Below are 19872 nucleotides of genomic sequence, written 5' to 3' on the forward strand. Positions count from 1 at the left end.
GACACTTTATTTCCTGGCCTCATAATACTCGGAGACCAGCCGCTCGAGCAGCCGGACGCCATAACCCGACCCCCAGCTCTGATTGATCTCGGTCTTCGGCGCCCCCATCGCGGTGCCGGCGATGTCGAGATGGGCCCACGGCGTACCGTCGACGAAACGCTGCAGGAATTGCGCGGCCGTGATCGAGCCGCCATTGCGTCCGCCGGTGTTCTTCATGTCGGCGAATTGCGAGTCGATCTGCTTGTCGTATTCGGGACCGAGCGGCATGCGCCACACTTTCTCGCCGGTCTCGATACCGACCTTGGCCAGGCGCTCGGCGAGTTCGTCGTTGTTGGAGAACATGCCGGCGTGGTCGGTGCCGAGCGCGACCATGATCGCGCCGGTCAGCGTTGCGAGATCGACCATGAATTTCGGCTTGAACTTCCTGGCGACGTACCAGAGCACGTCGGCGAGCACGAGGCGGCCCTCGGCGTCGGTGTTGATGATTTCGATGGTCTGGCCCGACATCGAGGTGACGATGTCGCCGGGACGCTGCGCGTTGCCGTCGGGCATGTTCTCGACGAGGCCGATGGCGCCGACCGCATTGACGCGGGCCTTGCGCGCCGCGAGGGCGTGCATCAGCCCGACCACGCAGGCTGCGCCGCCCATGTCACCCTTCATATCCTCCATGCCGCCGGCCGACTTGATGGAGATGCCGCCGGTGTCGAAGCAGACGCCCTTGCCGACGAACGCGACCGGCGCCTCGCTCTTCTTGCCGCCGTTCCAGCGCATGATTACGGTGCGGCCGGGCCGCGACGATCCCTGCGCGACGCCGAGCAGCGCGCCCATGCCGAGCTTGGTCATCGCCTTGACGTCGAGCACCTCGACACTGACGCCGAGCTTGCGAAGCTGGCTCGCGCGACGCGCGAACTCTTCGGGGTACAGTACGTTCGGCGGCTCGTTGACGAGCTCACGCGCCAGGTTCACGCCGTCGACAATGGAGGCTTCGGGTGCGAAGGCCTTCTTGGCGGCAGCAACATCGTCGACCGCGATCGAGACATAGGCCCGCACGGCGCCGTCCTCGTCCTTCTTCCTGGTCTTGTAGCGGTCGAACTTGTAGGCGCGCAGGCGGATGCCGGTGGCGATCGCCGCCGCCTGGCCAGCCGCCATCGCGGCATCGGGCAGTTCGGCGAAGACGGTCATCGCAGCGCTGCCGGCGTTGAGCTTGCCGGTCGCCACACCGCCGAATTTGAGAAAATCCTTCTCCTTGAGGTCGGCCGGCTTGCCGGTGCCGATCACGATCAGCCGCTCGATCTTGATTCCCTCTGGAGCCAGGATGTCGAGCGTTGCCCCGCTCTTGCCCTTGAACTGGTTGGCGGCCGCGGCCCGCTTCACCGTCTCGGCGGCAGCTCCCAGCGCCTTCCGGGTGGCGGCTCCCAGCTTCAACTGCTCGTCGCAAAAGACCACCAGCATGCCGCGAGCAGACGCGGAGAATGGGACAAAGCCGACCTTGACGGCGTCGGACATAGGAAAATCCTCCAGAACTCAGGGTGTTGCTCGGACCTGAGACGGTCCTTCCGGCACGCGGGGTGAGCATTGCGATAGCGGTCCGGAATGCCCCGGACCGGGCTGGTGACACACTATGGCCTGTCGGCCGCGCTGCTGCCAAGCGCCGGCGTGGCCGGAAGGTCACAAAAGCGAATAATTAACCATAAATTAAGCGTGCCTTGGCTCGGCCATTTTGTTGATGGATCAAAGGGATGGTAGTCAGAGTGTGAGCCGGACGGATCCGCGGCTCGACCAAAGGGGAACCCGGGTTGACGGGATTGGTCGAAAGCCGTGCGTTTTGGCGTGCGAAGGGGGTCGTGGGGGTCGTGCGGTAGCGATGGGGTCGATCGACAAGTACATCTTCAAAACGACGCTGGCGTCGTTTGCGCTTGTCCTGGTCAGCCTCACCGGCGTGATCTGGATTACGCAGGCGTTGCGCGGCATCGACCTGATGACGAGCCAGGGTCAGACCATCCTGACCTTCCTCGGCATCACCGGTCTCGTGATCCCGGCCCTGGTCCTGATCATCGCCCCGATCGCGCTGATGATCGCGATCTCCCACACGCTGAACAAGCTCGCGACCGATTCCGAAATCATCGTGATGAACGCGGCGGGCTTCTCGCCGTTCCGGCTGTTCCGGCCGTTCTTCTTTGCCACCTGCGTGGTCGCGGCGCTGGTTGCCTTCATCGGCGCCTATCTCGCCCCCGACGGCATGCGCCGAATCAAGCAGTGGGATGCCGAGATCACCGCCGACGTGCTGACCAACATCCTGCAGCCCGGCCGCTTCGCCCAACTCGACCAGAATCTGACGATTCGGATCCGCGAGCGCCTGCCCGGCGGCGTGCTCGGCGGCGTCTTCGTCGACGACCGCCGCGATCCGCAGCAGCGCGTCACCATCGTTGCCGACCACGGCACCGTGCTGAAGAACGAGAGCGGCTCGTATCTCGTGCTGGAGGACGGCAATCTCGAGCGATTCGAAGTCGGCAAGCGCGATCCGACGCTGGTGGTGTTTCAGCGCTACGCCTTCGACATGTCGAAATTCTCCCAGGGCCGCGACGTCACGCTCGGGATTCGCGAACGTTACCTCTGGGAACTGATGTGGCCCGACGAGAACGATCAGACCTATCAACAGCTGTCGGGCCAGTTCTTCGCCGAGCTGCATGATCGCTTCATGGCGCCGATCTATCCGTTCGCATTCGCTGCCCTCACCTTTGCCTTCCTCGGCGCGCCGCGCACCACGCGCCAAAGCCGCAATTTCTCGATCGGCGGCTCGGTGTTCGCGGTGTTCGGGCTGCGCATGGTCGGATTCGCCTGCTCGGTCGTGGCGGTGAAGACGCCGCTGGCGGCACTCGTGCAGTATCTGATGCTGTTCGGCGGCATCGGCATCGGCATCTGGATGATCGTCGGCGGTGTGGTCGTCGAGCCGCCGGCCGCGCTGATGGAAGCGATCAACAGGAACAACGAGCGCATTGCGCGCCTCTTCCGGAGGCCGGCAACCGCATGAGCATAGTGACAAACACGCTCGGGCGTTACTTCGCCGGCCGCTTCGTCGTCGCGGCGGTGGGCGTGTTCGCGGGCATCTTCGTGCTGCTCGTGCTGGTCGATTATATCGAGATGGTCCGCAAGACCTCGGGCCTCGTCGGGGCCTCCGCGATCACGGTCGCGGAGACCTCGCTGTTTCGCGTGCCGCAACTGCTCGAGAAGCTGATGCCGTTCTGCGTGCTGATCGGCGCGATGACCTGCTATCTCGCTTTGTCGCGGCGGCTCGAGCTCGTGGTGGCGCGCGCCGCCGGCGTCTCGGCCTGGCAGTTCATCTCGCCGGCGCTGGTCAGTGCGATCGTGCTCGGCGTCTTCGCGACCACGGCCTACAATCCGGTATCGGCCAATCTGCGCGAGCTCTCCAAGCGGATGGAAGCCGAGCTGTTCGGCTCGGCGCCGGGCGGCGGCATCCAGGATGCGGCCGGCTTCTGGCTGAACCAGATCAACGACGAGGGTCAGGCGATCATCAATGCCGCCCGCAGCGAGCAGCAGGGCGTCCGGCTGACCGGCCTCACCGTGTTTCGATTCGACACTGCGCTGCAGTTCAAGGAGCGAATCGAAGCTCGCGAAGCGGCGCTCGAAGAGGGGCGCTGGGTGTTCAAGGGCGTACGCAGATACACCCTCGACAAGCCTCCGCAGGACCAGGACACCTTCTACCTGACCACCACTCTTACTCCGGCACAGGTGCGCAACAGTTTCTCGACCCCCGAAACTGTGTCCTTTTGGCAACTGCCGACCTACATCCGTTCGTCGGAGAGTTCAGGGTTCGCGACGGCGGGCTATCGCTTGCAGTATCAAAAGCTCATCGCGCAGCCATTTTTGCTGGCTGCGATGGTGATGTTGGCGGCTTCTGTGAGCCTTCGTTTCTTCCGGATGGGCGGCGTGCAGAAGATGGTTTTGAGTGGCGTGGGCGCAGGCTTTCTGCTCTACGTTCTGTCGAAAGTAACTGAAGATTTGAGCAAGGCTGAGTTGATGCATCCCATCGCTGCGGCGTGGTTACCTGTCGTTGTGGGTAGCCTCACCGGCTTCTTAGCCTTGCTGTACCAGGAGGACGGGTAGTGGCTACCGTCGCCGCCCGCCAGTTGATGTCGCCTGCATTCGGGCGGCGCAGTGCCCTGCGCCGTCAACGGAGCCGCGTGGCCGCGTTTGGCGCCACCATCTCCGCACTCCTCACCGCGTTCGTCGTGGTCGGCGCGCTCGACATCGTCGTGGCGACGCCGGCGCACGCGCAGTCCTTCACCTACAATCCGCGTCCGCCGAAGCCGACCCGCCCGCCGGCCAAGAACGACGGGCAGATGCTCGTTCAGGCGACCGAGGTCGATTACGACTACAACAACAGCCGCATCTCGGCCGTCGGCAACGTGCAGATGTTCTACAACGGCACCAGCGTGGAGGCCGACAAGGTCATCTACGACCAGAAGACCAAGCGTCTTCATGCCGAAGGCAACATCCGCATGACCGATGCGGAAGGCAAGATCACCTACGCCAACATCATGGATCTCAGCGACGACTACCGCGACGGTTTCGTCGATTCGCTGCGCGTCGATACTGAAGACCAGACCCGGATGGCGGCGACCCGCGCCGATCGGTCCAGCGGCAATTACACGGTGTTCGACAACGGCGTTTATACCGCCTGCGCGCCCTGTAAGGATGACCCGAAGAAGCCGCCGCTCTGGCAGGTCAAGGGCGCGCGCATCATCCATGACCAGACCGAGAAGATGCTCTATTTCGAGAACGCCCAGATCGAGTTCTTCGGCGTTCCGATGGCGTATCTGCCCTTTTTCTCGACGCCCGATCCGACCGTGAAGCGCAAGAGCGGCTTCCTGATGCCGGGCTTCACCTCGTACACGGCCTTCGGCTACGGCGTCGAAATCCCCTATTATTGGGCGATCGCGCCTGACATGGACGCCACCTTCAATCCGCGCATCACGTCGCGGCAGGGCGTGCTGTTCCAGAGCGAATTCCGCCAGCGTCTGTCGAGCGGCTCCTATCAGGTCCGGCTATATGGCATCGACCAGCTCGATCAAGGCGCCTTTACCGGCCAGCCCGGCGATCGCCAATTCCGCTGGGGCGTCGACACCAAGGGCCAGTTCGCGCTGAACGACAAATGGGTCTGGGGCTGGGACGGCGTGGTGCTGTCCGACTACTTCTTCATGTCCGACTACCGGCTCGCCCAGTACAAGGACCCGTTCGGATCGTTCCTGTCGCTGCCCACCGAGGCGATCTCGCAGCTCTATCTGACCGGTGTCGGCAACCGCAGCTACTTTGACGCGCGCGCGATCTACTACCTCAGCTACTCGGGCAACCAGAACCAGGTGCCCGTGGTCGCCCCTGTCATCGACTACAACAACGTGATCAACAGCCCGGTCCTGGGTGGCGAAGTCAGCTACAAGATGAACTTCGTCAACCTGACCCGCGAAACCGCGGTGTTCGATCCGATCACGACGATCGCCAACACCGCTGGCCTGTGCAGTTTGACGTCCGCCGATCCGCTGGCCCGGACGCCGTCGCAGTGCCTGCTGCGCGGCATGCCGGGCACCTACACCAGGCTGACGGCCGAGGCGCAGTGGCGCAAGTCCTACACCGACCCGCTCGGCCAGATCTGGACGCCGTTCGCCAGCATCCGCGCCGACGCCATCAACGCCGACGTCTCGAACCAGCCGGGCGTTTCCAACTTCCTGCCGGTCGGCGACACCCAGACGGTCCGCGTGATGCCGACCGTCGGCTTCGAATACCGCTACCCGTTCATCAATGTGCAGCCGTGGGGCACGACCACCGTCGAGCCGATTGCGCAGGTCATCATCCGGCCCAACGAGCCTGATGCCGGCAAGCTGCCGAACGAGGATGCACAGAGCCTGGTGTTCGACACCAGCAACCTGTTCGCGGTCGACAAGTTCTCCGGCTACGACCGCGTCGAGGGCGGCAGCCGCGCCAATGTCGGCGTGCAGGCCACCACGCAGTTCGATCGCGGCGGCAGCGTCAAGACGATGTTCGGGCAGTCCTACCAGATGTTCGGGCTGAATTCGTTCGCGGTCACCGATATGACCAACACCGGCGTCGACTCCGGCTTGCAGAACCCGCGCTCGGATTATGTCGCAAGCGTCGCCTATTCGCCGAACCGCACCTATGCGTTCAGCGTGCGCTCGCGGATGGACGAGGCAACCTGGAACATCAACCGGTTCGAGGCCACGGCAAGCGCGAATTTCGACCGCTGGTCAGTCGCCGTCACGTACGGCGATTATGCAGCGCAGCCGGAACTCGGCTACCTGACGCGCCGCGAAGGCATTCTCACCAGTGGATCAGTCAAGGTGGCGTCGAACTGGGTGGTTCAGGGCGCGGCCCGCTGGGACCTTGAAGCGAACAAAATCAACCAGTATGCGTTCGGCGCGGGCTATGTGGACGACTGCTTCGTGCTGGCGGCCAACTATGTCACTTCCTATACCTATCAGGCGGGCTCGACGCCGCCCGTCCTCAGCCACGCGTTCATGTTCCAGATCGGCCTGCGGACGATCGCGCAAACCTCCACGACCAGCAGTTCGGCTGGCGTGCAGTAGCGAGCGAGGGTACTGGCGAAGGGCTTGGCAAGGGGCTTGAATTGCCCGGGGGCCTGTGGCTCCAGCTTGAATTGGTTTAAACGGCTGACATGACAATAATGACGACTGCTAGCCCGCCGACGCGCCGCCATTCCCTGTTGTTGAGTTCCGTGCTGGCGCTTGCCCTCCTGCTGGGAGGCGCTGCGCGATTGCACGCCCAGACCATCGCCGTGATGGTCAATGGCGAACCCATCACCAATTACGACATTGAGATGCGCGCCAAGCTGAACGCCCTCACCGGCGGCAAGGCCCCCGATCGAAAGGCCGTCCTCGACGATCTGATTGATGAGAAGCTGAAGATCAAGGAAGCCAAGAAATTTGGCGTCGATCCCTCCGCCAACGATATCGAACAGTCGTACGGCGGAATGGCGCAGCGGATGCGGCTTTCGAACGATCAGCTCACCAAGGTGCTGGAGAGCAAGGGCATCCGCCCGGATACGCTGAAACAGCGCATCAGGGCCGACATGGTCTGGACCAGCCTGGTCCGCGGCCGCTTCAAGGAAAGCCTGCAGGTCGGCGAAAAGGACGTGGCCAACGCGGTCAAGGAGACCGGAGAAGCCACCGACGCCGAAGCGTTCGAATACAGGATGCAGCCGGTCGTCCTGATCATCCCCCGCGGCGCGCCGCAGTCGGAGTTCGAGGGCCGCCGCAAGGAAGCGGAGAGCCTGCGCGAGCGCGTGACCTCTTGCGAGGAGGCCAACACCTCCTTCAAGTCGATGCGCAACGCCGCGATCCGCGAAATCGTCGTGAAGACCTCGGCCGACCTGCCGCAGGCGCTGCGCGACATTCTGGACAAGACCCCGGTCGGCCATCTCACCCCTCCTGAAGTCACCAAGCAGGGCATCGAAATGGTCGCGCTCTGCGGCAGGAAGGCAACCACCGTGGACACGCCGAAGAAGCGTGAGGTGCGGGACAAGATGTACGTGCAGAAGTACGAGGCGAAGTCGAAGGCCTATCTGCAGGAAGTCCGAAAAGCCGCGATGATCGAATACCCAGGCGGGCGATGATCGACTATCGTTGACGCATGGCTCAACCTCTCGCACTGACATCCGGCGAGCCCGCAGGCATCGGCCCCGACATCACGCTCGCAGCGTGGCTGCGCCGCCGCGAACTCGATCTGCCGCCGTTCTACCTGCTCGGCGACCGCGCCTCCCTTGCCGAACGCGCCAGGACGGTCGGGCTTGCCGTCGAGTTTGCCGAGGTCAGCGCCGAGGAGGCGTCCGCGGCGTTTGCACGCGCCCTGCCCGTCGTTGCGACCGGCAAGGCGGCGACGGCGCGACCGGGCAAGCCGGACGACAGCAGTGCCGCCGCCGCGCTGGCCTCGATCCGTCAGGCCGTCGCCGATGTCGCGTCCGGCAAGGCCGGCGCCGTCGTCACCAATCCGATCGCCAAGAACGTGCTGTACCGCGCCGGCTTCCGTCATCCCGGCCATACCGAATTCCTCGCCGAGCTTGCCGCCCGCAGCGGGCGCGCACCGCAGCCGGTGATGATGCTGTGGTCGACGGCACTCGCCGTCGTCCCGGTGACGATCCACGTTTCGGTCCGCGAGGCGCTGGCGCAATTGTCGACCGATCTGATCGTGTCGACGGCGCGGATCGTGGTCGCGGACATGAAGGCGCGGTTCGGCCTCGCGGCACCGCGGCTTGCCATCGCCGGCCTCAATCCGCATGCCGGCGAAGACGGCACGCTCGGCATGGAGGACGTCGAGATCGTCGCGCCCGCCGTCGAGATCCTGCGCCGCGACGGCATCGCCGTCCGCGGCCCGCTGCCGGCCGACACCATGTTCCACGCCGCCGCGCGAAAAACCTATGACTGCGCGATCTGCATGTATCACGACCAGGCGCTGATCCCGATCAAGACCGTCGCGTTCGAGGACGCCGTCAACGTCACGCTGGGACTGCCCTTCATCCGGACGTCGCCCGACCACGGCACCGCGTTCGATATCGCCGGCACCGGCAAGGCCAATCCCTCGAGCCTGATCGCTGCGCTCCGGCTCGCCGCGCGCATGGCGGCCGCGCGCACGACGTGAGCGCGATCGACGATCTGCCACCGCTGCGCGACGTCATTCGCGAGCATTCGCTGTCGGCGCGCAAATCTCTCGGCCAGAATTTCCTGCTCGATCTCAATCTCACCGCGCGGATTGCCCGCGCCGCGGGTCCGCTGGAAGACTGCACCGTGATCGAGGTCGGGCCCGGCCCCGGCGGATTGACACGCGCACTGCTTGCACTCGGCGCCAAGCGCGTGATCGCGATCGAGCGCGACGAACGGGCGCTTGCCGCGCTCGACTACATCGTCAAGCGCTATCCCGGCCGCATCGAGATCGTGCATGGCGATGCGCAAGATTTCGATCCGCGTCCCCTGCTTGATGCCGGCAAGGCCAAGATCATAGCCAACCTGCCCTACAACATCGCAACCCAGCTCTTGGTCGACTGGCTGTCGATCGAGCCGTGGCCGCCCTGGTACGACACCATGGTGCTGATGTTCCAGCGCGAGGTCGCCGAGCGCATCGTCGCCCATGAGGATGAGGAGGCGTATGGCCGGCTCGCGGTGCTCGCAAATTGGCGCGCCGAAACCAAAATCCTGTTCGACATTTCGCCCGCAGCGTTCGTGCCGCAACCGAAGGTCACCTCCTCGGTGGTACGATTGATACCGCGCGCCGCGCCCGAACCGTGCGACCGCCGCATGCTCGAGCAGGTGGCGACCGCCGCCTTCGGCCAGCGCCGCAAGATGCTACGACAGAGTCTGAAATCGCTGTCGGCCGATCCGGCGCGGCTTGCCGCCGCAGCCCAGGTCGATGCGACGCGGCGCGCCGAAACCATTCCGGTCGCGGGCTTTGTTGCCATGGCTCGGGAATTGGCCGATATACGGTCCACAAAATAGAACATCAGGAGAAAACGTAATGGCGCGTATGGTTCGCCAATCCCTTGTCAAATTCGATGCACCGCTGTGCGAAACCATCGTCGACACACCGAAGCCGCAAGGGCGCGAGGTGCTGGTGCGCATCGAGCGCTGCGGCCTGTGCCATTCCGATCTCCACATCCAGGACGGTTACGCCGATCTCGGCGGCGGCAAGAAGCTCGACACCACCCGCGGCATGACCCTGCCTTTCACGCTCGGTCATGAGATCGCCGGCGTCGTCGACGAGGTCGGCCCCGATGCGCCGAAGGATCTGGTCGGATCGAAGAAGGCGGTCTTCCCCTGGATCGGCTGCGGCCAGTGCCGCGACTGCCTCGCCGGTGACGAGAACCTCTGCGTCAAGCAGCGCTTCCTCGGCGTCTCGATCGACGGCGGCTTCGCCACCCACGTGCTGGTGCCCGACGCAAAATACCTGCTCGATTACGATCCGCTGCCGGTCAACCAGGCCGCCACGCTGATGTGCTCAGGCGTCACCGCCTACGGCGCGCTGAAGCGCCTGGTCGACCGCCCGCGCCAGCGCAATTTGCTGCTGATCGGGCTTGGCGGCGTCGGCATGATGGGCCTGTCGTTCGCGCAGGCGATGTTCAAGCAAAAGATCACGGTCGCCGATCTCAGCCCCGCGGCGCGCGAGACCGCGCTGAAGAATGGTGCCGCAGCGGCGTACGACCCGGCGGAGCCCGATGTCGTCAAGCGCATGCTGAAGGAAAGCGACGGCGGCTTCGACGGTGTCGTCGACTTTGCCGGCAACGAGAAGTCGATGGCGTTTGCGGTCTCCACGGTGGCGCGCGGCGGCAAGATCGTGGTCTCGGGCCTGATGGGCGGCCAGTTCACGCTGCCGATGGTGCAGTGGGTCTACAAGCGCATGACCATCGAAGGCTTCATGGTGGGCACGCTGGCCGAAGGCCAGGAGCTGATGGCGCTTGCGCGTGCCGGCAAGATCAAGCCGACGCCGATGAAGGAAGAGCCGATGGCCGACGTCCAGAAATGGATCGACGAACTGCGCGCCGGCAAGGTCGTGGGACGCATCGTCCTGAAGATTTAACGCATGATCCGGAAAAGTGTGAAGCGGTTTTCCGAAAAGACCATGCGCGCTTAACGAAGACGCCCCGCCGCCGCGCAAGCCCCCGGCGGGGTACTCCCTGTGCGATGTCACTGAGCGCAATTGGTCGCGCCCGGCCGGCCGGACTGCTGCTTTTGTCCTCCCGCGCCCGCTGGTAGTCTGCCAGCGAGGCTGAGAGGATCACGGGGATGCACGGGGCTGTGCAAGGCAGGATCCTGGCAGCAGCAGCGCTGCTGGCGCTGCTGTGGCAGGCATTGATCGGCGTGGCGCAGGCGGCCACCGAGAAGCGCGTCGCGCTGGTGATCGGCAATTCCGCCTACCAAAACGTCACCCGGCTCGATAATCCCCGCAGCGATGCCACGCTGATGTCCGAGACGCTGGCAAGCCTCGGCTTCACCCTGATCGGCGGCCGCGCCCAGCTCGATCTCGACAAGCCAGGCATGGACATCGCCGTCCAGAGCTTCGGCCGGCAGGTGCAGGGCGCCGACGTCGCGCTGTTCTATTACGCCGGTCATGGCGTTCAGGTGTCCGGCGCGAACTACCTGGTGCCGGTCAACGCCAACGCCACGCGCGAGGCTGACGTCGATTTCCAGATGCTCGACGTCAACCTGGTGCTGAGGCAGATGCAGGGCTCCGGCACGCGGCTCAACATGGTGATCCTCGATGCCTGCCGGAACAATCCGTTCGGCGGACGCGGCCTGCGCGCCGCCGACGGCGGCCTGGCGCAAATGCGCGCGCCCGAGGGCACGCTGATTTCCTACGCCACGCAGCCCGGCAACGTTGCGCAGGACGGCACCGACGGCCACAGCCCCTACACCAGGGCACTGGCCTCCACGATCAAGCTCGCCGGGCTCGACATCTTCCAGACCTTCAACCAGGTCGGCCTTGCCGTGAAGCGCGCGACCGGCGGATCGCAGCAGCCCTGGGTCTCGTCGTCGCCGATCGACGGGACCTTCTATTTCGTGCCGCCGGCGGCCCCGGCCGAGCAGAAGGTTGCGGTCGCGCCGCAGCCCGAGCCGCAATCGCCGGGCACGCTGCGGCCCGATCCCGACCGCATTCAGATCAGGGATCCGGCACTGCTGCGCGAATTGAGCGACCGGCTCTATGAGCACAATTTCGATCCCGAGCCGATCGACAGCAAGAACGGCATGCGCGCGGCGATCAGCAAATTCCAGGAGAAGGTCGCGATGACGCCGACCGGCGAAGCGACCGAGGGCGTGCTGACACGGCTGCGCAAGATGGACGACCTGCAGCCCTGGGGATCGATCGTCTACGGCCCCGACATCGACAAATGGGGCATCTCCTGGAAGCATGCGTCACGGCGCGCCGCGGTCGACGACGCGCGCGACAAATGCGGCGGCGCCAAATGCACCCTCGAGCTTTCGTTCTACGGCTCGCGCTGCGGCGCGTTTGCGATATCGAGCAAGTCTTGGTCGCTGATCCAGCGCGACACGCTCGATCGCGCCAGGGCCACCGCACTTGACGAGTGTGGCAAGGCCGGGAAATCCTGTCGCATTATCGATGCCGTCTGCGCCGACGGCGCCGGACACTGAATTTGCTGACGATCATTTTGAATAAGGCCGAGAATGACAAGCATGTTTCACTCGATACCTCGATCGATCCTGTTTTCCGCGTTGCTGCTTTCCGCCCTCGGCTCAACGGCCGCGCTTGCGCAGTCCGGCAGCTCGGGCGGCAGCATCGGCAATGACGAGAAGTCGCTGTCCGGCTCGCGCGCTGCGCCGCGCTCAGTCGAGACCGATCGACCGGCCCGGCGCAGCAAGCCGGAAGCGGACGAGCCGCGCCGCGCCGCGCGCAAGAGCGGCGGTGGCGGTAGCGTCGACGGCGCCTGGGTCGTCACGTCAGTCGGTTGCGGCGGCACCGGCTCCGGCGCGGTCGTGATCACGAGCGGCAGGATCATCGGCGAAGGGCTCACCGGATCCGTCAGCGCCAGCGGCGCGGCGCGCTCCGTTTTCCAGGCCAACGGCTTGACCTCGATCGGGTCGGGTCGCCTGTCCGGCCGCAGCGGTTCGGGAACGTTCCGCCGCTCCGACGGCTGCGGCGGGACCTGGTCCGCCACCAAACAATAGCGCTGTCCGGACCCTGAATTTGTAGATCAAGAATTTGGACACGCCCGACCATGCAAGCGATGTTTCAGCCGAACGTTCGAATGACCCTGTTCTCTGCCCTGCTCTGCCTCACCGGCTCGGCGGCCGCGCTGGCGCAGTCCGGCAGCAGCGGCGGCAGCATCGGCAATGACGAGAAGTCGCTGTCCGGGACCCGGCAGGCGCCGCGCGCCGTCGCGCCGTCGAAGCCTGCACGAAGCTCGGAGGCGCCGCGCCGCGCCACAAGGAAAACCGGCAGCGAGGGCGGCGGTGGCGGCAATTTCGATGGTTCGTGGGTGGTTGTCGCCGAGGGGTCGCCTTGCGGCTCCAGCACCGAACGGCTGGTGATCTCAGGCGGCAGCATTTCGGGAGAGCTGAGTTCCGGACGTGTCAGCCCCAATGGGTCCACGACGGGAAGCGGATCCGCCGGAGGCTTGAGCTGGACCAGCTCGGGCCGTTTCTCGGGCCGCAGCGGTTCCGGCTCGTTCGTGCGATCTGACGGATGCAAGGGCCACTGGACCGCGTCAAAGCGGTAGGCCGTTCCCTGATCGAACCAGCACGATTTCTGACCACCGGCGCGCCGCAATTGCGGGGCGCCGCAAGCCGCAATTAAGCCCTACCCGCTCCGGATTTGCGGCGCATTGCGACCCAACTCTTTACCGAGATTGGCGTCACCAGCGTTTGCGTAAAAAAGAATACCGGGGACGCGTATGTCAAATCGTTCAGCGAAATTCGCTGCGGCGCTTGCCGCCAGCATCCTGGCCGGCGCCAGCTTCAGCGCCATGGCCCAGACGGCCGCCAATACGGCGAATACGGCGGACACCTGTCTGTCCGCTCCCAAGGCAACCGCGCCTGCGGGAAGCCACTGGTTCTACCATCTCGACCGCACGAAGAAGAAGTGCTGGTATCTCGGTGAGGCCAAGAACAAGGCTGCCAAGACCGCGACCACGCAGCAGCAGCCGGCAGCCGCGCCCGACACGGCGACGGCCGACGCGGCGCCGCCACCGAGCAAGCCGGCGCCACAGCCGGCGATGCGCAAATCGGTCTCCGATGCACATGCCGAGTGGCCCTCGCCGCAGGCTGCTGCCGCGCCTGTCGCGGGCCCTGCAGGCCAGGCCGGCAGCACGACGGCAACCGATCCGGCGGCGTCTGCTGCGCCGCCCGACGCTACCGCCCAGCCGTCGGCCGTGAACACGAGATGGCTGGACGCGTCGAGCATGGCCGGAACCAACGGAACCCGGCACACCGCAGACCAGCCGACCGTGGTCGCGCAGGCGGATACAGCGCCGCAACAGGCGGCCGCGACAGCTCCTGCCGCCTCTGCCGCGGCCGAGGCGCCCGCGGAGAAATCGTCGTCCTCGACCCAGATGCTGCTGATCGTGATGGTCGGCGCCCTGGCGCTGGCCGGCCTCGTCAGCGCGTTGGTGTTCGGTCTGACGCGAACGCGGACGCCGCCTTACGAGATCAAGGAAGAGTGGCGCGCACCCTGGGATTCACTCCACACCGAGCCGGCACCACCGATGTCCGTGGTCGGCCGGGACCGCCCGCTGCGCCTGTCCGAGGCGGCGCCGCGCCGCTCCGAGACACCGGTGCCGCGCCGCGCCGAGACGGCTGCTGCGCGTCGTACCGAGACGCCGGTTGCGCGCCGCGAGACCGCGCGCGATCTGGATCAAAGGGAGCAGGACAACCAGCAGATCGCAGCCATGCTGCAGCGGCTGGCGCGCAGCGCGGCGAACTAGGGCCTGTTTGGATTCCGGATTCTCATCCTGGCTTGGTTGTGATTCAAGCTTGGGATGGACCGATTCGTTTTGACTGATGCCCAATGGGCGAAGATGGAGCCGCTTTGTCTTGGCAAGCCGGGTGATCCCGGCCGGAGCGGCAATAACAACCGGCTGTTTGTCGAAGCCGTGCTGTGGATTGCGCGCACGGGCAGTCCGTGGCGCGATCTGCCGCGCGCCTTCGGCAACTGGATAACCGTGTACACGCGCTTCCGCGACTGGGCCAAGGCGGGCGTCTGGAAGCGCATGTTTGATGCGGTCTCGGACGAGCCGGACATGGAGTACGTCATGGTTGATGCCACCATCGTCAAAGTCCACCGCCACGGACAGGGCGCAAAAGGGGGACGCAAAACCAGGCGATCGGCCGCTCGAAAGGCGGAATGACCACCAAAATCCTGGCACTGACCGACGCGCTCGGCAATCTCCTGCGTTTCGTGCTGCTGCCAGGACAGCGCTTCGACACGGTCGGCGTCCCGCCGTTGATCGAAGGGCTGACCTTCGATGCGATGATCGCCGACAAGGCGTTCGACAGCAACGCCATCATTGCGGACCTCGACGCACGCGGCGCCAAGGTCGTCATCTCCCAGCACCCGCGGCGCGCAAAACCTCTCGCCATCGACGCGGAAATCTACAAATGGCGACATCTGATCGAAAATTTCTTCTGCAAGCTCAAGGAATTCAAGCGGATCGCCATGCGAGCCGACAAAACAGATATCAGCTTCGAAGCCATGATCAATCTCACCGCCGCTGTGATAAATTCAAGATGAATCCAAACAGGCCCTAGAGCGCGCTTGAACAGGGTATGAGACGTGATGCGACCCCCGCGATCGCATCACGATCGCGGTCAGCTACTTCTCGAGCTGACGCTGCAGGCCGCGCACGAATTCGGTGAGGCCGGTGCGGCGCTCGCGCTTGAGACGCTCGGCCTTCAGGATCGATTGCACCTCGGCGAACGCGTCGTCGACGTTCTGGTTGACGACGATGTAATCATACTCCGCCCAGTGGCTCAGCTCATGGGTGGCGCGGTTCATCCGCCCGCGGATGACCTCCTCCGAGTCCTGCGCACGGGTATGCAGCCGCTTCTCGAGATCGGCGGCTGACGGCGGCAGGATGAAGACACTGACCACGTCGGCGCGCGCCTTCTCGCGCAACTGCTGGGTGCCCTGCCAATCGATGTCGAACAGCACGTCCTGGCCGGCCGCGAGCGCCGCCTCGACGGGCGCGCGTGGCGTGCCGTAGCGATTATCGAACACGGTGGCCCATTCCAAGAGCTCGCCCTGCTTGGCCATCGTCTCGAACTTCGCCTTGTCGACGAAGAAGTAGTCGCGGCCCTCGACCTCGCCCGGCCGTTTCGCGCGCGTGGTCGCCGACACCGACATTTTCAGATCCGGCATGCGTTCGATCAGCATGCGCGACAGCGTCGTCTTGCCGGCGCCCGAGGGCGACGACAGGACGAACATCAGTCCGCGCCGCTCAACGCCGTCAAAACCCTGCGCCGTCATCATTCACTCCAGATTCTGGACCTGTTCGCGGAACTGCTCGACCACGTTCTTCATCTCAAGTCCGGTATTGGTCAATTCGACGTCGTTCGATTTCGAGCAGACGGTGTTGACCTCGCGATTGAACTCCTGGGCGAGGAAGTCGAGCCGCCGTCCCACCGGGCCGCCCTTGCCGATCATCTCGCGCGCCTGGGCGATATGCGAGGCGATGCGGTCGAGCTCCTCGCGGATATCGGCCTTGGTGGCGATCAGGATCGCCTCCTGGCTCAGCCGGTCGGCATCGAAGCGATCGGAGGTCTCCAGCAGCGCTGCGATCTGTTCGGCAAGCCGCGCCTTGATCGCGTCGGGCTTGCGGCCGGGCGCCGCCTCCGCGCGCCTGGCGAGCCGCTCGATCTCGTCCATCCGCTGCATCAGGATCGCGCCCAGCGCATCGCCTTCGCGGCGGCGCATCTCGACGAGGCTGCTAAGCGCCTGTTCGAAGGCCTTCGCCGCCGCCTCGCGTGCCGCCTTGTCCTCGTCCTCGTTGCTGTCAGGCTCGACCACCTCGATGACGCCCTTGATGCCGAGCAGCCCATCGATGCTCGGCGCCACCGCGTCGATCCGCTGCGCGAGCTCACCTGCGACCTTCACGACGGCGGCCAGCACGTCCTCGTTGATGCGGATGGTCTGCGCTGCATCGGTGCGCTTGACGGTAAGATTGGCGTAGACCGTGCCGCGCGACAGCAGCTCGCCGGCGCGCTTCTTGGCGAGGGCCTCCAGTTCGTCCCAGCCCGGCGGCAGCCGCAACCGCAGGTCAAAGCCCTTGGCGTTGACCGATTTCAGCTCCCATTCGAACGTGTAGGGACCGCTTCCGCCATGGCTTCGGGCAAAGCCAGTCATGCTCGACAGCGCCATCGCGTGAAACTCTCCAACAGAAGGATATGGCACTCACCCGGAGCCTAACGAGACTCGGGGGGAGCCGGTGCGACCTTAAAACGGATTCCGTGAAAGTGGAATTACGTCCCCCCCCCCCGGAAAATGCAGAGCTAGGGCATGATCCGGAAAAGCGTGCAGCGGTTTTCCGGAAAGATCATGCCCAAACAAGAAGCCAAAGCGCGACGACAATACAGCCCCATTGCAGCGCGCCTTAGCGCTGCACGACGGGCGGCGAATTGGTCTGCTGGGCTGCGCCCTGACGACCGCTGCGCGGCGGCTTCTTCTGATTGGTGGGCTTCGGCGGCGTGGCCGCCGTGGGATTGTTGTCGGCTGCGCCCGGCGCCGCGGCAGCCGGCGCCGGATCATCCGCGGGCTCGACGGTGTCGTTCTGGATCTGCTTCTCCGAGGCGCGCAGCTTGGCGACGTTCTTCGCGTGCTGGTCGTAGGTCTCGGTAAAGGCGTGGCCGCCGGTTCCGTCGGCGACGAAGAACAGGTCGCGGGTGCGCGCCGGATTGGCGGTTGCCTCCAGCGAGGCACGGCCGGGATTGGCGATCGGTCCGGGCGGCAGGCCGTCGATCACATAGGTGTTGTAGGGCGACGGCTGCGTGATCTCGCTGCGCTTGATCGGGCGCCCCAGCGTGCCCTTGCCGCCCACCAATCCGTAGATGATGGTCGGATCGGACTGCAGCTTCATCTTCTGGCGCATGCGATTGACGAACACGGCGGCGACGCGGCTGCGCTCGTCGGAGCGGCCGGTTTCCTTCTCGACGATCGAGGCCAGGGTCACCAGCTGGTCCGGCGATTTCAGCGGCGTGTCGGTGTTGCGGCGCTCCCAGATTTCGGCAAGCACGCGCTTCTGCGCCTGCTGCAGGCGCTGGATCACTTGATCGCGCGTGGTGCCGCGCGGGAATTTGTAGGTCTCCGGCAGCAGCGTGCCCTCGCGCGGAATCTCGCGCACTGAGCCTGTGAAGATGTCGTTGTCGGTGAGCCGCGTCACGATCTGCTCCGAAGTGAGACCTTCGGGAATCGTGATGGCGTGCTGCACCACCTTGCCGTCGACGATGGTGGCGATGACGTCGCGCAGGCTGGCATTCTTCTGGAACGAGTATTCGCCGGGCTTGAGATCGGAGCTCGCCTTCAGTGCGAACACGCTGCCGATGAAGATCCACGGATTGACGTTGATCACGCCCTCGCGCGAGAGCACGTCGGCGATGTCACGCTTGCCGGCGCGCGCGGGGATGTTGACGATCTTGTCTTCCTGCAGCGGACCCGGGGATTCCAGCGTCTGCCTGCCGTAGTAATACGTCGCTCCGGCGCCGATCATCAGGATGATCAGGATGGTGAAGATGGCATTGCCGACGATCACGAAGGGATTGCGGGCACGATCCGAGCGCTTGGGCGGCGGCGGAACCTGTTCGGGCTCCAGCGCGGCACGTGGACTCCTCGGTGAAATGGGCGGCCTCTCACTCATCGATGCAAACCAATATCCTGCCGGTTGAATCGTGGCCGGACAAACCCCTGCCCTGCCAATAGCATACGCCCGCTATTAGGAGTCACCGCGGAATACGGCAAAACGGTGGACTAGTTCTAAAGACCTACTAATTGGTCACGCGCTGCACGATCACGGAGGCGTTGGTGCCGCCGAAACCGAAGGAATTGGAGAGCGCCACATTCACGTCACGCTTGCGCGACGTATGTGGCACAAGATCGATCGCCGTTTGCACCGACGGGTTGTCGAGATTGATGGTCGGCGGCACCACATTGTCGCGAATCGCAAGCACCGCGAAGATCGCCTCGATCGCGCCGGCCGCTCCCAGCAGATGTCCGGTCGCGGACTTGGTCGACGACATCGAAACCTTCGAGGCCGCATTGCCGAGCAGGCGCTCGACCGCGCCGAGCTCGATCTCGTCGCCGACCTGCGTCGAGGTGCCATGCGCATTGATGTAGTCGAGATCGGATGCCGCGAGGCCGGCGCGCTTCAGCGCCATGCTCATGCTGCGGAAGCCGCCATTGCCGTCCGGCGGCGGCGAGGTGATGTGAAAGGCATCGCCCGACAGGCCGTAGCCGGTGACCTCGGCGTAGATCTTCGCGCCGCGCTGCCTGGCATGCTCGTATTCCTCGAGCACGAGGACGCCGGCGCCCTCGCCCATCACGAAGCCGTCGCGATCCTTGTCGTACGGCCGCGATGCCTTTTGCGGGGTATCGTTGAAGCCGGTGGACAGCGCGCGAGCCGCGCAGAAGCCGGCGATGCCGATGCGGGAGATCGGCGATTCGGCGCCGCCCGCGAGCATCACGTCGGCATCGCCGAGCGCGATCAGCCGCGCCGCATCGCCGACCGCATGCGCACCGGTCGAGCACGCCGTGACGACCGCATGATTGGGCCCCTTCAGGCCGTGCTCGATCGAGACGTAGCCGGACGCCAGATTGATCAGGCGGCCCGGAACGAAGAAGGGAGAGACCCTGCGCGGTCCACGCTCCTTCAGCAGCACCGCGGTCTCGGCGATGCCCGTGAGGCCGCCGATGCCGGAGCCGATCATCGTGCCGGTGGCGAACTGGTCCTCATCGGACTTCGGATGCCAGTTGGCATCGTCAAGCGCCTGCCTAGCGGCGCACATCGCGTAGAGGATGAAGTCATCGACCTTGCGCTGGTCCTTCGGCTCCATCCACTGATCGGGATTGAAGGTGCCGTTGGAGCCGTCGCCGCGCGGAATGTAGCAGGCGACCTGGCTCGGCAGGTCGGACACTTCGAACGTGTCGATCTTCTTGCCGCCGCTCTCGCCGGCCAGGATGCGCGTCCAGGTTGCGTCAACGCCGCAGCCGAGCGGTGTAAGCATGCCCAGCCCCGTGACGACAACCCGTCTCATTTCCACGTCTCCGGCCAGCAATGGGCGGCTAATAGTAAGAAACCGGGGGACCGCTCAACCGCGGTCCGTCCGGCCCCAT

16 protein-coding genes and 1 pseudogene are annotated in these 19872 nt (G+C 65.0%); 11 read left to right on the plus strand and 6 right to left on the minus strand.

Going from position 1 to position 19872, the window contains the following annotated elements; all coding sequences use genetic code 11:
* Positions 1-6 precede the first annotated feature (6 nt).
* A complete protein-coding gene (locus HAP54_RS38935) occupies positions 7-1506 on the minus strand; it encodes a leucyl aminopeptidase (RefSeq protein WP_166296188.1) in 1500 nt (499 codons plus the stop codon).
* A 358-nt stretch (positions 1507-1864) separates the two neighbouring features.
* Between HAP54_RS38935 and lptF the strand changes: the two genes are divergently transcribed.
* The 9 genes from lptF to HAP54_RS38980 all read left to right on the plus strand — a co-directional run bounded on the left by lptF (position 1865) and on the right by HAP54_RS38980 (position 12722).
* Positions 1865-3031, plus strand: coding sequence for an LPS export ABC transporter permease LptF (lptF, locus tag HAP54_RS38940; protein WP_166296191.1), 1167 nt, complete (start codon positions 1865-1867; stop codon positions 3029-3031).
* The gene (lptG, locus tag HAP54_RS38945; RefSeq protein ID WP_029082294.1) at positions 3028-4125 is read left to right on the plus strand and encodes an LPS export ABC transporter permease LptG; all 1098 of its coding nucleotides are present in this window, start codon (positions 3028-3030) and stop codon (positions 4123-4125) included. The genes lptF and lptG overlap by 4 nt, the downstream gene beginning before the upstream one ends.
* A 26-nt stretch (positions 4126-4151) precedes the next feature.
* Positions 4152-6620 carry an LPS-assembly protein LptD gene (locus HAP54_RS38950; protein WP_166306851.1) on the plus strand — a complete coding sequence of 823 codons (2469 nt, stop codon included), beginning with the start codon at positions 4152-4154 and terminating at the stop codon, positions 6618-6620.
* Positions 6621-6718: 98 nt separating this feature from the next.
* The gene (locus HAP54_RS38955; RefSeq protein ID WP_166296194.1) at positions 6719-7666 is read left to right on the plus strand and encodes a SurA N-terminal domain-containing protein; all 948 of its coding nucleotides are present in this window, start codon (positions 6719-6721) and stop codon (positions 7664-7666) included.
* A 17-nt stretch (positions 7667-7683) separates the two neighbouring features.
* Entirely contained in the window at positions 7684-8688 is a 1005-nt protein-coding gene (gene pdxA / locus HAP54_RS38960; protein WP_166296197.1) for a 4-hydroxythreonine-4-phosphate dehydrogenase PdxA, read from the plus strand.
* Complete coding sequence (gene rsmA, locus HAP54_RS38965) at positions 8685-9539, plus strand: 16S rRNA (adenine(1518)-N(6)/adenine(1519)-N(6))-dimethyltransferase RsmA (protein WP_166296200.1); 855 nt, start codon at positions 8685-8687, stop codon at positions 9537-9539. The genes pdxA and rsmA overlap by 4 nt, the downstream gene beginning before the upstream one ends.
* Before the next feature lie 19 nt (positions 9540-9558).
* The gene (locus HAP54_RS38970; RefSeq protein WP_166296203.1) at positions 9559-10617 is read left to right on the plus strand and encodes an alcohol dehydrogenase; all 1059 of its coding nucleotides are present in this window, start codon (positions 9559-9561) and stop codon (positions 10615-10617) included.
* Between the two features lie 206 nt (positions 10618-10823).
* Complete coding sequence (locus HAP54_RS38975) at positions 10824-12188, plus strand: caspase family protein (RefSeq protein WP_166296206.1); 1365 nt, start codon at positions 10824-10826, stop codon at positions 12186-12188.
* Between the two features lie 42 nt (positions 12189-12230).
* Positions 12231-12722: a hypothetical protein gene (locus tag HAP54_RS38980; RefSeq protein WP_166306854.1), complete on the plus strand. Its 492-nt coding sequence runs from the start codon at positions 12231-12233 to the stop codon at positions 12720-12722.
* A gap of 64 nt (positions 12723-12786) precedes the next feature.
* Here the strand turns inward: HAP54_RS38980 and HAP54_RS38985 are convergent, their stop codons facing one another.
* A complete protein-coding gene (locus HAP54_RS38985; protein WP_166296209.1) occupies positions 12787-13323 on the minus strand; it encodes a hypothetical protein in 537 nt (178 codons plus the stop codon).
* 124 nt (positions 13324-13447) lie between these two features.
* Between HAP54_RS38985 and HAP54_RS38990 the strand changes: the two genes are divergently transcribed.
* Together HAP54_RS38990 and HAP54_RS38995 are read left to right on the plus strand one after the other, a co-directional pair.
* Complete coding sequence (locus HAP54_RS38990) at positions 13448-14476, plus strand: hypothetical protein (protein ID WP_166296212.1); 1029 nt, start codon at positions 13448-13450, stop codon at positions 14474-14476.
* 93 nt (positions 14477-14569) lie between these two features.
* Positions 14570-15282: pseudogene (locus tag HAP54_RS38995) on the plus strand (IS5 family transposase).
* Between the two features lie 81 nt (positions 15283-15363).
* On the opposite strand, the gene gmk reads toward HAP54_RS38995, so the two are convergent.
* From gmk to fabF, 4 genes are all read right to left on the minus strand, one after another.
* On the minus strand, positions 15364-16017 hold the full coding sequence (gene gmk / locus HAP54_RS39000; protein ID WP_175619290.1) for a guanylate kinase: 654 nt from the start codon (positions 16015-16017) through the stop codon (positions 15364-15366).
* A gap of 3 nt (positions 16018-16020) precedes the next feature.
* The gene (locus HAP54_RS39005) at positions 16021-16908 is read right to left on the minus strand and encodes a YicC/YloC family endoribonuclease (protein ID WP_166296217.1); all 888 of its coding nucleotides are present in this window, start codon (positions 16906-16908) and stop codon (positions 16021-16023) included.
* 232 nt (positions 16909-17140) lie between these two features.
* On the minus strand, positions 17141-18400 hold the full coding sequence (gene mltG, locus HAP54_RS39010; RefSeq protein WP_166296220.1) for an endolytic transglycosylase MltG: 1260 nt from the start codon (positions 18398-18400) through the stop codon (positions 17141-17143).
* A 127-nt stretch (positions 18401-18527) separates the two neighbouring features.
* Positions 18528-19793 (minus strand): beta-ketoacyl-ACP synthase II, encoded by a 1266-nt coding sequence (gene fabF / locus HAP54_RS39015; RefSeq protein ID WP_166296223.1) that lies wholly within the window; start codon positions 19791-19793, stop codon positions 18528-18530.
* Between the last annotated feature and the right edge of the window lie 79 nt (positions 19794-19872).

The sequence above is a fragment of the Bradyrhizobium sp. 2S1 genome (genome assembly GCF_011516625.5).
Lineage (GTDB): Bacteria > Pseudomonadota > Alphaproteobacteria > Rhizobiales > Xanthobacteraceae > Bradyrhizobium > Bradyrhizobium septentrionale.